16 protein-coding genes are annotated in these 12,047 nt (G+C 66.3%); 9 read left to right on the top strand and 7 right to left on the bottom strand.

The features are described from left to right. Positions 1–12: 12 nt before the first annotated feature. The 3 genes from LMF57_RS13655 (at position 13) to dxs (ending at position 4,879) form a co-directional block, all read left to right on the top strand. On the top strand, positions 13–1,803 hold the full coding sequence (locus tag LMF57_RS13655) for an acyl-CoA dehydrogenase C-terminal domain-containing protein (RefSeq protein ID WP_117310890.1): 1,791 nt from the start codon (positions 13–15) through the stop codon (positions 1,801–1,803). 397 nt (positions 1,804–2,200) lie between these two features. Continuing rightward, positions 2,201–2,866: an HNH endonuclease gene (locus tag LMF57_RS13660; RefSeq protein WP_025876340.1), complete on the top strand. Its 666-nt coding sequence runs from the start codon at positions 2,201–2,203 to the stop codon at positions 2,864–2,866. Positions 2,867–2,971: 105 nt separating this feature from the next. Further along, positions 2,972–4,879 carry a 1-deoxy-D-xylulose-5-phosphate synthase gene (dxs, locus tag LMF57_RS13665; RefSeq protein WP_117311940.1) on the top strand — a complete coding sequence of 636 codons (1,908 nt, stop codon included), beginning with the start codon at positions 2,972–2,974 and terminating at the stop codon, positions 4,877–4,879. A 149-nt stretch (positions 4,880–5,028) separates the two neighbouring features. Here the strand turns inward: dxs and LMF57_RS13670 are convergent, their stop codons facing one another. The 3 genes from LMF57_RS13670 to LMF57_RS13680 all read right to left on the bottom strand — a co-directional run bounded on the left by LMF57_RS13670 (position 5,029) and on the right by LMF57_RS13680 (position 6,301). Next, the gene (locus LMF57_RS13670; protein WP_032978640.1) at positions 5,029–5,232 is read right to left on the bottom strand and encodes a hypothetical protein; all 204 of its coding nucleotides are present in this window, start codon (positions 5,230–5,232) and stop codon (positions 5,029–5,031) included. A gap of 174 nt (positions 5,233–5,406) precedes the next feature. Beyond that, on the bottom strand, positions 5,407–5,970 hold the full coding sequence (locus tag LMF57_RS13675; protein ID WP_117310891.1) for a DUF3011 domain-containing protein: 564 nt from the start codon (positions 5,968–5,970) through the stop codon (positions 5,407–5,409). A 124-nt stretch (positions 5,971–6,094) separates the two neighbouring features. After that, positions 6,095–6,301: a hypothetical protein gene (locus LMF57_RS13680; RefSeq protein ID WP_117310892.1), complete on the bottom strand. Its 207-nt coding sequence runs from the start codon at positions 6,299–6,301 to the stop codon at positions 6,095–6,097. Positions 6,302–6,719: 418 nt separating this feature from the next. Between LMF57_RS13680 and LMF57_RS13685 the strand changes: the two genes are divergently transcribed. From LMF57_RS13685 to LMF57_RS13705, 5 genes are all read left to right on the top strand, one after another. Then, on the top strand, positions 6,720–6,983 hold the full coding sequence (locus tag LMF57_RS13685; RefSeq protein WP_229290051.1) for a hypothetical protein: 264 nt from the start codon (positions 6,720–6,722) through the stop codon (positions 6,981–6,983). A gap of 11 nt (positions 6,984–6,994) precedes the next feature. After that, positions 6,995–7,228 (top strand): DUF1653 domain-containing protein, encoded by a 234-nt coding sequence (locus LMF57_RS13690; RefSeq protein ID WP_117310894.1) that lies wholly within the window; start codon positions 6,995–6,997, stop codon positions 7,226–7,228. Between the two features lie 70 nt (positions 7,229–7,298). Then, positions 7,299–8,054, top strand: a complete 756-nt coding sequence (locus LMF57_RS13695) for a transporter (protein ID WP_162887677.1) — start codon at positions 7,299–7,301, stop codon at positions 8,052–8,054. Positions 8,055–8,131: 77 nt separating this feature from the next. Beyond that, the gene (locus LMF57_RS13700; RefSeq protein ID WP_117310896.1) at positions 8,132–8,704 is read left to right on the top strand and encodes a TetR/AcrR family transcriptional regulator; all 573 of its coding nucleotides are present in this window, start codon (positions 8,132–8,134) and stop codon (positions 8,702–8,704) included. 13 nt (positions 8,705–8,717) lie between these two features. After that, positions 8,718–9,050 (top strand): SMR family transporter, encoded by a 333-nt coding sequence (locus LMF57_RS13705; RefSeq protein ID WP_117310897.1) that lies wholly within the window; start codon positions 8,718–8,720, stop codon positions 9,048–9,050. Positions 9,051–9,075: 25 nt separating this feature from the next. Here LMF57_RS13705 and LMF57_RS13710 read toward each other — a convergent pair whose 3' ends face one another. From LMF57_RS13710 to LMF57_RS13720, 3 genes are all read right to left on the bottom strand, one after another. Beyond that, the gene (locus LMF57_RS13710; RefSeq protein ID WP_208083093.1) at positions 9,076–9,249 is read right to left on the bottom strand and encodes a DUF1328 domain-containing protein; all 174 of its coding nucleotides are present in this window, start codon (positions 9,247–9,249) and stop codon (positions 9,076–9,078) included. Positions 9,250–9,353: 104 nt separating this feature from the next. Further along, positions 9,354–9,992 (bottom strand): LysE family translocator, encoded by a 639-nt coding sequence (locus LMF57_RS13715; protein WP_117310898.1) that lies wholly within the window; start codon positions 9,990–9,992, stop codon positions 9,354–9,356. A gap of 99 nt (positions 9,993–10,091) precedes the next feature. Then, on the bottom strand, positions 10,092–10,724 hold the full coding sequence (locus tag LMF57_RS13720) for a cation transporter (protein WP_117310899.1): 633 nt from the start codon (positions 10,722–10,724) through the stop codon (positions 10,092–10,094). 137 nt (positions 10,725–10,861) lie between these two features. On the opposite strand from LMF57_RS13720, the gene LMF57_RS13725 reads away from it, so the two are divergent. Further along, entirely contained in the window at positions 10,862–11,554 is a 693-nt protein-coding gene (locus LMF57_RS13725; protein ID WP_117310900.1) for an aspartate/glutamate racemase family protein, read from the top strand. A gap of 20 nt (positions 11,555–11,574) precedes the next feature. Here the strand turns inward: LMF57_RS13725 and LMF57_RS13730 are convergent, their stop codons facing one another. Beyond that, positions 11,575–11,892, bottom strand: a complete 318-nt coding sequence (locus LMF57_RS13730; RefSeq protein ID WP_229290052.1) for a hypothetical protein — start codon at positions 11,890–11,892, stop codon at positions 11,575–11,577. Positions 11,893–12,047 lie beyond the last annotated feature (155 nt).

Here is a 12,047-nt window from a genome sequence, read left to right on the forward strand (position 1 = left end):
CGAGACGCACCGATGAGCAGCTACACCGCCCCGCTTTCCGACCTTCGTTTCGGCCTGCACGATGTGCTGAAGGTCGAACCGCTGTTCGCCCGCCTGGGCTTCACCGACGCCACCGCCGATGTCGTCGATGCCGTGCTGGAAGAAGCCGGCCGCTTCAGCGCCAGCGTACTGGCCCCGCTCAACAGCGTGGGCGACGAGATCGGCTGCGTGCTCGACCAGGCCAGCGGCGAAGTGACCACGCCACCCGGCTTCAAGCAGGCCTACGACCAGTTCGTCGACGGCGGCTGGACCGGCCTGACCGCGTCGCCGGAACTGGGCGGCCAGGGCCTGCCGCACACGCTGGGCGTGCCGCTCAATGAAATGATCAACGCCGCCAACCTGGCCTGGGGCAACTTCCCGCTGCTGTCGCACGGCGCCATCGAAGCGCTGAAGCAGCACGGCGAAGCCTGGCAGCACGAGGCCTTCCTGAAGCCGCTGATCGAGGGCCGCTGGACCGGCACCATGTGCCTGACCGAACCGCACTGCGGCACCGACCTGGGCCTGCTCAAGACCAAGGCCGAGCCGAACGCCGATGGCAGCTATTCGATCACCGGCACCAAGATCTTCATCACCGCCGGCGAGCACGACCTGACCGGCAACATCGTGCACCTGGTGCTGGCCAAGCTGCCCGATGCGCCCCCGGGCGCCAAGGGCATCTCGCTGTTCGTCACCCCGAAGTTCAAGGTCGACCGCGACGGCAACGTCGGTGAGCGCAACGCGCTGCGCTGCGGCTCGATCGAGCACAAGATGGGCATCAAGGGCTCGGTCACCTGCGTGATGAATTTCGATGGCGCCCAGGGCTATCTGGTCGGCCAGCCGCACAAGGGCCTGCAGGCGATGTTCACCATGATGAACACAGCGCGCCTGGGTGTCGGCCTGCAGGGCATCGGCCTGTCCGAGCGCGCCTATCAGAACGCGCTGAAGTACAGCCGCGAGCGCCTGCAGTCGCGTTCGCTCAGCGGCGCCAAGTTCCCGGACAAGCCGGCCGACCCGATCCTGGTGCATCCGGACGTGCGTCGCATGCTGCTGACCATCAAGTCGCTGGTGGAAGGCAGCCGCCTGCTGGCGCTGCACGCGGCCACCCTGATCGACGTCGCCCACCATGCGGAAGATGCCGGCGAACGCGAGCGCGCTGACACCCTGGTGAGCTTCCTGACCCCGATCTCCAAGGCCTGCCAGACCGAATGGGGCATCGAGAACACCTACAACGCCCTGCAGTGCTTCGGCGGCCACGGCTACATCCGCGAACACGGCATGGAACAGCTGGCCCGCGATGCCCGCATCACCACCTTGTATGAAGGCACCACCGGCATCCAGGCGCTGGACCTGATCGGCCGCAAGACCGCGTCCAGCCAGGGCGCTGGCCTGAAGCTGATGCTGGCCGAGATCGAGGCGTTCGCCAAGGCGAATGAAGGCAGCGAAAGCCTGGCCGAGTTCATCGGCCCGCTGCGCGCCAAGGCCGCCGAGTGGGGCAAGCTGACGATGGACGTGCTGCAGCGTTCGGCCGCCAATCCGGACGAACTGGGCGCGGCCAGCTACGACTACCTGTTCTATTCGGGTTATGTGGTGCTGGCCTACTGGTGGGCCCGCAGCGTTGCCGCCGCCGATGCCAGCGCACACGGCGCAGCATTCGCGCAGGGCAAGCGCGAGACCGCACGTTTCTACTTCGCCTGCGTGCTGCCGCGCACCCTCAGCCACGCCGCCGCCATCCAGGCAGGCGCCGCACCGCTGATGGCAATGGACGACGAACGCTTCGGCGCCTGAGCCGGGCCGCGGTCGGCACCCACGGGAGTGCCGGCCGCTGGCCGGCAACCGCAACAGCTGGAGCAACAGCAACAGCTGGTTTCCTGCGGGATGGCGGGGTGGGTCCAATTGCGGGGGACGCTGCAAGTACGTCCATGTAAGCTCGGTCGCCGCATCCATGCGGCTCACGCCCCCGCAACCGGCCCCACCCCGCCTTCGACAATTTCCCGGTAGATCCACGCCATGCGTGGATGGAAACCACCGAAATCCCTCTGGAGAAAAGCCCCCCTTTGTTAAGGGGGGCGCGCCGACGGCGCGGGGGATAGGAAGAATGCGCGGACCTGAATCATTGCGATTTGGGTTTCGCCCTCCGGGCGATACCCAAATCGCAATGATTCAGGTATAAGCTGTTTTCCCGATGGAGACAGACACTACACGCTTGGGTCTGATCGAAGCCGGAGCTCCGTTTTCTGCTCCGGGCGCCGAAGCATCGCCCAACGCCACGACGCTGCATCGCCCCGGCACGGTCCGGTTGCTCTCACTGGATGGTCATGGCCGGGTCCTGGACTGGATCACCTGGCAGGACGCCGCCTGCCTCTACGCCCGCGATGCCGTCGCCTGGACCCTCGGCGATCCCTGCCTGCACATCCACGGTGGGACCAATCGTCGCAGTGGCATGCAGAGCGGAATGGACCTGCACCCGATCATCGCCGCGCGCGGCCATGCCCGCTCGCGTGCACTGGACCCGACGCCGAACCTGACCAACCCGGCCCTGTTCGCCCGCGACGCCCATCTCTGCCTTTACTGCGGCCAGCAGTTTGGACGCCCGACCCTGACCCGCGACCATGTCATGCCCTTGTCCAAAGGCGGCCTGGATACCTGGGAAAACGTAGTCACCGCCTGCTTCCACTGCAATTCGCGCAAGAGCGACCGCACGCCGCAACAGGCCGGCATGCCGCTGCTGGCAGTGCCGTACCGGCCGAGCTGGATCGAGCACCTGATCCTGTCCAACCGCAACATCCTGGCCGACCAGATGGCGTTCCTGAGGGCCCAGCTGCCCAAGCGTTCCAAGCTCTGCACCTGAACATCCGGGAATGCAACCCTCACCGTCCTGTCACGGGCGGCGGCGTTTGCTTGCCCCACCCCCGTTTGAGGGCGAAAATGGGCGTTCAGAACAAGTGCGAACATGATGATCGACTCTGCCCGCTATCCCCGCCTCGCGCGCATCCAGACACCGGATGACCTGCGCACGTTCGACGAATCCGAACTGACGGCGGTCGCCGATGAACTGCGTGCCTACCTGATCGAATCGGTCGGCAAAAGCGGTGGCCATTTCGCCGCCGGCCTGGGCGTGATCGAGCTCACCGTGGCCCTGCACTACCTGTACCAGACCCCGGTCGACCAGCTGGTCTGGGACGTCGGCCACCAGACCTATCCGCACAAGATCCTCACCGGTCGCCGCGACGAGATCCATACCGTCAAGCAGAAGGATGGCGTCGCGCCGTTCCCCAAGCGCGAGGAAAGCGAGTACGACACCTTCGGTGTCGGCCACTCCTCGACCTCGATCTCGGCCGCGCTGGGCATGGCCATCGCGCGCCAGAGCGAAGGCGATGATCGCAAGGTCGTGGCTGTGATCGGCGATGGCGCGATGACTGCCGGCATGGCCTTCGAAGCGCTGATGCATGCCGGCGGCATGGAACCGGAACCGAACCTGCTGGTGATCCTCAACGACAACAACATGTCGATCTCCGAGGCAGTAGGCGGGCTGACCAAGATGCTCGGCCGCGCCACCGGCAGCCGCACGCTCAATGCGCTGCGCGAAGGCGGCAAGAAGATCCTCGGCGACAAGAAGAACAACCCCGCGCGTTTCGTGAAGCGCTGGGAAGAACACTGGAAGGGCATGTTCGTGCCGTCCACGATGTTCGAGGAAATGGGCTTCCATTACACCGGCCCGATCGATGGCCATGACCTGCCGGCGCTGCTGTCCGCGCTGAAGACGCTGCGTGCCTCCAAGGGCCCGAAGCTGCTGCATGTGATGACCACCAAGGGCAAGGGTTACGAGCCGGCCGAAGGCGACCAGATCGGCTACCACGCGGTGGGCCCGTTCGATCCGGACAAGGGCCTGGTGGCCAAGACCGGCGCGAAGAAGCCAACCTATACCGATGTGTTTGGCGACTGGTTGTGTGACGCCGCCGCGGCCGAGCCGCGTCTGTATGGCATCACTCCGGCGATGCGCGAAGGCTCGGGCCTGGTGCGCTTCAGCAGGGAATATCCGCAGCGCTACTTCGACGTAGCCATCGCAGAGCAGCACGCGGTGACCCTGGCCGCAGGCATGGCCACCCAGGGCGGCAAGCCGGTGGTGGCGATCTATTCCACCTTCCTGCAGCGCGCGTACGACCAGTTGGTGCATGACGTGGCCATCCAGGACCTGGATGTGCTGTTCGCGATCGATCGCGCCGGCGTCGTCGGCCCGGACGGTGCAACCCACGCCGGCAACCTCGACCTCAGCTTCCTGCGCTGCGTGCCGAACATGGTGGTGATGGCACCCTCCAACGAAGCCGAGTGCCGGCAGATGCTCAGCACCGGCCTGCAGCACCCCGGCCCGGCAGCGGTGCGCTACCCGCGCGGCAGCGGTACCGGCGTGGATGCCGGCAGCGATCTGTCGACCCTGCCGATCGGCAAGGGCGAGCTGCGCCTGCAGGGCAACCGCGTCGCCCTGCTCGCGTTCGGCAGCACCGTCGCCGCCGCCGAACAGGTGGGTCGCGAACTGGGTTTGAGCGTGGTCAACATGCGTTTCATCAAGCCACTGGACCGCGAGCTGGTGCTGGCCATGGCCGGCCAGCACGACGCACTGGTGACGATCGAGGACAACGTGGTGGCGGGCGGCGCAGGTTCGGCCGTGGCCGAACTGCTCAATGCCGAGGACGTGCTGCGCCCGATCCTGCACCTGGGCCTGCCCGATGCCTTCCAGCACCACGCCAGCCGCGAGGATCTGCTGGCCGAGGCCGGCATCGATGCGGCCGGCATCCGTACCGCCCTGCTCAAGCGCTGGCCGCAGCTGGCAGCCGGCAACCCGCCGTTGAGCGCGGCGGGCTGAGAGCATTGCCAGGGGGATGGGGGCCACGTCATGCGTGGCTCCCCAGGTTCCTCATCCACGCATGGCGTGGATCTACCAGACTGCTGGTGGCGCAAAAGCAGATCCACGCCATGCGTGGATGGCGCGGACCCTGCCGGCGAAGGGCGTGCTCAGCCGTAGCTGATCGCCTCGACAAACGCACCGCTGGACTCCACCCGCACCGAGGCGCGCTGGCCGGTATCGGTGAAATGCAGGCGGGCCAGGGTTTCGGCGAAATCGAAGGCACGGACGCCATCGCGGAACTCGATCGGCTCCGGCTTGTCCGGGTGCAGCACGCGCCATTGGCGCTGCTCACATTGCAGTCGGATCAACATGCGTTGCTCACTCCTTGAACAGCGTATCGACGACGAGAGAATGACCGCACCAAGCGCGACAGGAATGGCCAGTGCGAACCGGGACGCGCAAGGCGTCCCGGGAGTCGACAATACGAGGAAAGAAGTGTGATCGCTATCAGATTTTTCTGATCTTGAGCCGATTGCGACAGCCGCTCAATTCACCTGGAACTGGGCCCTGCAGCCATTGCTGACCCAGATGCCACGGCGGTCCCAGCCCCAGGTCTGGCCTTCGATGCAGGCACTGCGCGATTCCTGTCGTACCAGACGCACGCCGCGACGAACCTGCGCATCGCAGTACTGCTGGCGCCGGTCATTGGAATGGCAGGCAATCACCTGGCCGCCACCACCCCACTGGCTGCCGCCCCAGCCGTTGCCACCGTCGCCGCCCCAGCCACCGCCGCCACCGCCGGGCCGCCGGTATTCACCGACGAATTCGGCACGGCAGCCCTGGGTAACCCAGACACCATAGCGGGACTGGCCCCAGGTCTCACCTTCCACGCAGGGGGAGCCGGACAACTGGCGGATCATGCGCGCACGCCCTTCCAGACGGCACTCGTTGCTGCGGTTCTTGACCGATTCGCAGCGCACGATGCCATTGCCACCACGATCATCGTAGCGATCGTTGTAGCCATAGTTCTGCGCCTGCACGCCGCCAGCGGCAGCCATCATCGGCAACAGGGTGCACGCCACGGTGCGCCAGGTGAGTCCCTTGCCCATCCCTTGTCTCCAGGTGAATACGGTGGAGGCAAGCATCGGGGATTCCCGGCGTGGCGCACAGAGGGAGCCGCGACGACGGTTTTTCCCCCATTCAACCAACCCAACCGCAACTGACTGCGGCGGCTCAGCGGCCGAAGTGCAGCGCGTCGACCGCAGTACCCAGCGCTTCCACGCGCACGGTGCTGTGCTGGCCGGTACGGTGGTGATGTTCGCTGGCCCGCGAGGCAGCGGCATCGAAGGCGGCCGCACCGGTGCTGAACACTTCGGTCGCGCGAGTCTGCGGATCCAGGACGGACCAGCGCTGGGCGTGGCATTGGACGGTGATGACCATGAGGGGCTCCTGCGTTTCCGGGAAATCGGGGGACCGGCGCAAGGCCGATTCCCAATGCCCGACCAGCCTAGCCAGCGCATCGGGGAAGACCTATCAGATTTATCCGAAAAATCCCTACCAGCGCCTCGGAAAGGGCCGCCCCATCACGTCCCTGAGGCCGTTTAGGAAACCCGTTCCGTGACTCTTGTCACGAAGTCAGCCGCGCTTCACACTATCGTCATCAACAGGGGCCCCTTCCACATGCGCACCTCGCTTCCACTGCAGCGTTCGACGCTGCTGAAGTTGTATTTCGCCGCCAGCTACGTGGTATTGATCGAGGAACTGGTCCGCGCATCGCTGAGTTGACCATCGGCCAGCGATGCTTGCCGCTGCTGCCGGGACCGAACAGACTGTCGGTTTACGGCACGGAGCCGCGCCCATGACAGTCCTGATGCTGATCCCGCTGCTGGCCGTTGCCGCGTGTGCCAGCCCGGAAAAACCGGTCACCCATGACGCCGCCACACCCGTGGTCGGTGGCGATCGCGACGCGCACGGATGCATCGGTTCGGCCGGCTATCAGTGGTGCGAACGCAGCCGGCGCTGCGAGCGCCCGTGGGAACTGGCGCAGGCGCAAGGCCTGGCCAACACCGCCGAAGCCATCGATGCCTACTGCGCCACCCCGGCGTCGCCGGCACGCAGGTAACGGGCCCACCCATGACCGACCTGACCCCGCTACCCGCGCTGGCACCTGGCCGCTACCGCCACTTCAAAGGTGGCGAGTACGAGGTGATCGACATCGTCCGCAGCAGTGAGACGCTGCAGCCGATGGTTCTCTATCGCGCTCTGTATGGCGAGGGCGGCCTGTGGGTGCGCCCCTATTCGATGTTCATCGAGCAGGTGCCCGGTGAGCACGGCCCGCAGGCCCGTTTCGCCCGCATCAGCGACTGAGCGGTGCGGCTCACGCCGCGCGCACGGTATCGCCGGGCATGCTGAAGACCCCCTGCGAGACGGAACCCGCATGCGCCACACCCTGTTGATCGCCCTGTCGCTGGCCAGTACCCCGGTGCTGGGCGCGGAGCCTCCCAGCTTCGATCGTCCCGGCATCGGCTTCGGCACCGACACGGTGCCGCGTGGCGGCCTTGCCGTCGAACTGGGCCTGCCCAGCTATCAACGTGAGCGTGATCGCGACGGCCTGCGCACGACGACGCTGTCCAGCGACCTGCTGCTGCGCACCGGGCTGGCGCCGGGCTGGGAACTGCAGTTGGCGTCCACGCCATGGCAGCGTCAGCGAGAACGTGGCCCCGACATGCCGCGCACGCAGCAGCGCGGCGCCGGCGACAGCACCGTCGGAGTGAAATGGGCAGGTCCCGGCAGTACCGAGCGCACGGCGTGGGCGCTGCTGGCCAGCGGGGTGATCGCGCGTGGCGATGCAGCCTTCAGCGACGGCCGCCAGTACGCGCTGGCCGCCAGCGTCGAGCACAGCTTCAACGACCGCTGGAGCGGCGCGCTGTATGGCAGTCATCAGCGTGGCGCCGGCCAGCGCAGCACCACCTGGTCGCCCAGCCTCTCGTTGAGCGTGACCGAGCGGCTGGGCACCTATCTCGAAGCCGGTTTCACCCACGCCAACCAGCAACCCGACCAGGCCATCGCCGGCGCAGGCCTGACCTGGATGCTGCGGCCGAACGTGCAGTTTGACGCCTCGTTCGACCTGGGCCTCAATCGCAACAGCCCCGACCTGCAGCTCGGCACCGGCATCGCGTTCTATCTGCAGTGAGCTCAAGACCTGATCGTGCGCGCCGGGCGCATCGCCCTCGCGCTACAATCATACCGTCCAGTCGGTTTCGTTCCCCCATGACAGAATCCCCTCCCCGCTCGCGCCGCAAGGCGCCCGACAGCGTGCGCCAGGCACTGTTGCACGCGACCGCCCATACCCTCGGCCAGAATGGGCTGGCGGCCCTCACCGTGCAGGACGTCGCCGACGCCGCCGGTGTCAGCAAGGGCGCACTCTTCCACCATTTCAGCAGCAAGCAGGACCTGGTCGAGGCGACGCTGACCGCGCTCATCGCCGACTTCGAGGACAGGGTGCGCGCGGTGCTGCGGCAGTCTCCGCCCCGCCATGGCGGCTTCAGCCGTGCCTATGTGCAGGTGAATTTCGAGCATCTGCTGCAGCAGGAGCAGATCAACGACATCGGGCTCACCATGGGCAACATGCTGGAGCCGGCGCTTCTGGTCTACTGGCGCACGTGGCTGCGCGGCATGCTCGCCGAGTTCCCGGATGAAGCCTGCGATCCGCGCCTGTACGCCGCGCGTTGCGTTGCCGATGGTTACTGGGCCACCGCCTATGGGCGGCCGCTGGACGAAGACGAACGCCAGAATGCCCAGGCCATGGCCCTGGAGGCACTGAAGCTGTGCGAACCGGCATGAGCAGGAGGATTCGATGAACCCATATGTCTACCTGGCCGGTGCGATCGTGCTGGAGGTGATCGCCACGTCCCTGCTCAAGGCATCCGAAGGCATGACCCGGCTCGGTCCCACGCTGGGCGCGCTTGCCGGTTACGGCGTGTGCTTCTACCTGCTGTCGCTGACGATGAAGTCGATCCCCCCCGGCATCGCCTATGCGATCTGGTCCGGCGTCGGCATCGTGCTGATTTCTCTGATCGGAGTGCTGGTGTTCAAGCAGCGCCTGGACGCTCCGGCGTTGATCGGTATCGGCCTGATCTGTGCCGGCGTGCTGGTCATCAACCTGTTCTCGCACAGCAGCGCGCATTGAACGCGCTGCTGCACGAACACCTGGGCTAGGCGACCTTCCTGGCAACGGTCATGCCAAGCACGAACAGCACAACGGCAATGATGATGCCGGCCCAGAACAGGAACTTGGCGATGCCCACGGCAGCGCCGGCAACGCCGCCGAAACCCAGCGCACCGGCGATCAGGCCGATGATGGCGAAAATGATGGCCCACTTGATCATGTCGATCCTCTCCCTGGCGGGAATACTGAAGGTGGGATCAGGTTAGGTACGCCGCGATGCCACACGCGTGAACAGGCCGCAGGCGCGGCGTGAAACGAACCCGCTCAGCGCGGCCGGAAGCGCAGCAGCGCCACTGCGAAAGCGAGGAACACGCTGCCGACCAGCCGTTCGAACCAGCGTTGCGCAAATGGCTTTGCCAGCCAACGGCGCAGCCCATGTCCGCCTGCGGCATACATCACGTACCAGAACAGTTCGCAGGTGGCGAAGGTCGCCACCAGCACCGTGTACTGCGCGGCCTGGCCACCCGCGGGGTCGACGAACTGCGGCAGGAACGCGGCGGCGAACAGCAGCAGCTTGGGATTGCTCAACCCCACCAGCAGGCCACCACGGAACACTGCCCAGGCGCCGTGCACCGGCGCCAGCGACGCATCGGCATCGATTATCACCGGCGCCTGCCGGTAGCTGTCCCGCCAGGCCTTGATGCCCAGCCAGGCCAGGTAGGCCACACCCAGGTAGCGCAGCACATCGAACAGCATCGGCGACGAGCGCAGCACCGCGCTCAGGCCGGCTGCGGACGCCGCAAGCACCAACAGCATCGCCAGCAGGCAACCGGCCATGGCCGGCACGCTGCGACGGAAGCCCAGGCCGACGCTGCGCCCCAGGATGTGCAGCATGTTCGGTCCCGGCGTGCCACACAGCACGAAGACTGTCGCCAGGAACCACCACCAGGTATGCAGGGCCATCACTTCATTCACCGTAATAATCCCTGCAAGGATAGTGCGCAGCGGCTGTCACCACCATGTACAGTCCGGGGTCGATTCGACGGTTACAGCTGCTGCGGCTCAGCCGGTGGCAATGCGCGATGCGCGCAGCTCGGTCATCGCGATGCGCAGCACCCGCAGCGCCGAGCGCAGGAACACGACCAGCAGCGCGATGGCGACCAGCAGGTCCGGCCAACCGGCACCGAACAGCGCCACCAGACCGGCCGCCAGCACCACCGAAACGCCCTCGAAGATGTCGTTGCGTGCGCATTCCCAGGCCGATGCCAGGTTCACGTCGTCATTGCGATATGGCGTCAGCAGCCACAGGCAGAAACCGTTCGCAGCCAGGTTCAGCAGCGCGGCCAGGCCCATGCTTTCAAACAGGGGAACCTGCGGATGCGCCAGCCGCCATCCGATCTGTGCCGCCACTGCCACGGCCGCCGCCAGGATCAGCACGCCCTTGAACAACGCAACCCGCGCCTTGGCCGCCACGCCGGCCCCCACCACCAGCAGGCTCAGCAGATAGGTCGCCGCATCGCCCAGGTTGTCCAGCGCACCGGAGAGCAACGAGGACGAATGGCTGTACCAGGACGCGCCGACCATCATCAGGAAGGTCGCCAGGTTGATCAGCAGGACGATCCACAGCACGCGCCGCTGGCGCGCCTGCATGGCTGCCACATCCAGCGTCTTGCCGCAGCCACAGCATTCGCCCATCGCCCTGCCCTCTGCCTGTCGTACCCCATTATCACGCCGATCAGGCCCGTCGGCAGCTGCTGCGACGGGTCCACCCACAATTGCACGCCCCGGCCCATGTTGTGCTGCAATGGCGCTTCCCCGACACGGAGACACGCATGAAGACGCTTGGCCTGATCGGTGGCATGAGCTGGGAGAGTTCGGCGCAGTACTACCGCCTCATCAACGAAGAGGTACGCGCGCGGTTGGGCGGCGCGCATTCGGCGCAGTTGCTGATGTGGTCGCTGGATTTCGCCCGCATCAAGCAGCTGCAGCACGACGGCGACTGGGATGCCCTGGGCAACGAGATGGTCGATGCCGCACAGCGGCTGCAGGCCGGTGGCGCCGACCTGCTGCTGATCTGCACCAACACCATGCACAAGCTCGTTGCTGGGATCGAGGCGGCCTGCCCGCTGCCCTTGCTGCATATCGCCGACCCGACCGCCACGGCGATCGTGCAGGCCGGTCTGCAGCGCGTCGGCCTGCTCGGCACCGCCTTCACCATGGAGGAAGACTTCTACCGTGGCCGCCTGAGCGAGCGCTTCGGCCTGGACGTACTGGTTCCAGAGGCCGATGACCGCCGCGAGGTACACGCGATCATCTACGAGGAGTTGATCGCCGGGGTGGTCAACGAGCGATCACGGCAGGTGTACGTCGAAGTGATTGAACGCCTCGTTGCCCGCGGTGCCCAGGCGATCATCCTCGGCTGTACCGAGATCATGCTGCTGGTACGCGCCGAAGACAGCCCGGTGCCGCTGTTCGACACCACGACCCTGCATGCGCGCGCGGCAGTGGACGCGGCGTTGGCCTGATGTACGCCGGGTGCGCTCGGTCACGCCGGTGATTCGGGCTGTATCGCCAGCGAAGTGAGCAGCCATTCCACCACCGGTGGCGAATCGCACAGGAAGAACACGGCGTCGCCGCTGCGGGCTTCGGTCAGCATCCGGTAGACACTGATGGCCACGCCCGATTGGCTTGCAATGAAAATCTCGCTGCTGCGCGGCCCGTCAGCCTGGCGGGAAACCCGCCGCAAGGCATCGCGTGCCGCGACCGTATCTTCCGGCTCGGCTTCGCGGGTCAGTTCCAGGCCACGCAGGCCCCAGGCAACAAAAACACGCTTGCCCTTGAACGTCGTGTCCAGGACCTGCACGTCGGCCGCGCCTGTGCCGGCAGACCGATGAATGACGATACTGCTGATCAACGCAACCCCCTGTGGTCGTCGTGGTCCGCACATCCTTGTCCGCACCCGCGCCAGCGGCCACGGGCGATGCCCGAAGGCCGCGTCCGAAAGCGCTGGAACGTGTA

The sequence above is a fragment of the Stenotrophomonas sp. SI-NJAU-1 genome (assembly GCF_020883215.1).
Taxonomy (GTDB): domain Bacteria; phylum Pseudomonadota; class Gammaproteobacteria; order Xanthomonadales; family Xanthomonadaceae; genus Stenotrophomonas; species Stenotrophomonas indicatrix.

Bases quoted from the DNA above. Each gene is read 5' to 3' on its own strand.
- LMF57_RS13700 (WP_117310896.1), top strand. From the start codon at position 8,132: ATGACAGAATCCCCTCCCCGCTCGCGCCGCAAGGCGCCCGACAGCGTG.
- LMF57_RS13690 (WP_117310894.1), top strand. From the start codon at position 6,995: ATGACCGACCTGACCCCGCTACCCGCGCTGGCACCTGGCCGCTACCGC.
- LMF57_RS13720 (WP_117310899.1), bottom strand. From the start codon at position 10,724: ATGGGCGAATGCTGTGGCTGCGGCAAGACGCTGGATGTGGCAGCCATG.
- LMF57_RS13725 (WP_117310900.1), top strand. From the start codon at position 10,862: ATGAAGACGCTTGGCCTGATCGGTGGCATGAGCTGGGAGAGTTCGGCG.
- LMF57_RS13695 (WP_162887677.1), top strand. From the start codon at position 7,299: ATGCGCCACACCCTGTTGATCGCCCTGTCGCTGGCCAGTACCCCGGTG.
- LMF57_RS13705 (WP_117310897.1), top strand. From the start codon at position 8,718: ATGAACCCATATGTCTACCTGGCCGGTGCGATCGTGCTGGAGGTGATC.
- LMF57_RS13685 (WP_229290051.1), top strand. From the start codon at position 6,720: ATGACAGTCCTGATGCTGATCCCGCTGCTGGCCGTTGCCGCGTGTGCC.
- LMF57_RS13655 (WP_117310890.1), top strand. From the start codon at position 13: ATGAGCAGCTACACCGCCCCGCTTTCCGACCTTCGTTTCGGCCTGCAC.
- LMF57_RS13660 (WP_025876340.1), top strand. From the start codon at position 2,201: ATGGAGACAGACACTACACGCTTGGGTCTGATCGAAGCCGGAGCTCCG.
- dxs (WP_117311940.1), top strand. From the start codon at position 2,972: ATGATCGACTCTGCCCGCTATCCCCGCCTCGCGCGCATCCAGACACCG.
- LMF57_RS13680 (WP_117310892.1), bottom strand. From the start codon at position 6,301: ATGGTCATCACCGTCCAATGCCACGCCCAGCGCTGGTCCGTCCTGGAT.
- LMF57_RS13710 (WP_208083093.1), bottom strand. From the start codon at position 9,249: ATGATCAAGTGGGCCATCATTTTCGCCATCATCGGCCTGATCGCCGGT.
- LMF57_RS13715 (WP_117310898.1), bottom strand. From the start codon at position 9,992: ATGGCCCTGCATACCTGGTGGTGGTTCCTGGCGACAGTCTTCGTGCTG.
- LMF57_RS13670 (WP_032978640.1), bottom strand. From the start codon at position 5,232: ATGTTGATCCGACTGCAATGTGAGCAGCGCCAATGGCGCGTGCTGCAC.
- LMF57_RS13675 (WP_117310891.1), bottom strand. From the start codon at position 5,970: ATGGGCAAGGGACTCACCTGGCGCACCGTGGCGTGCACCCTGTTGCCG.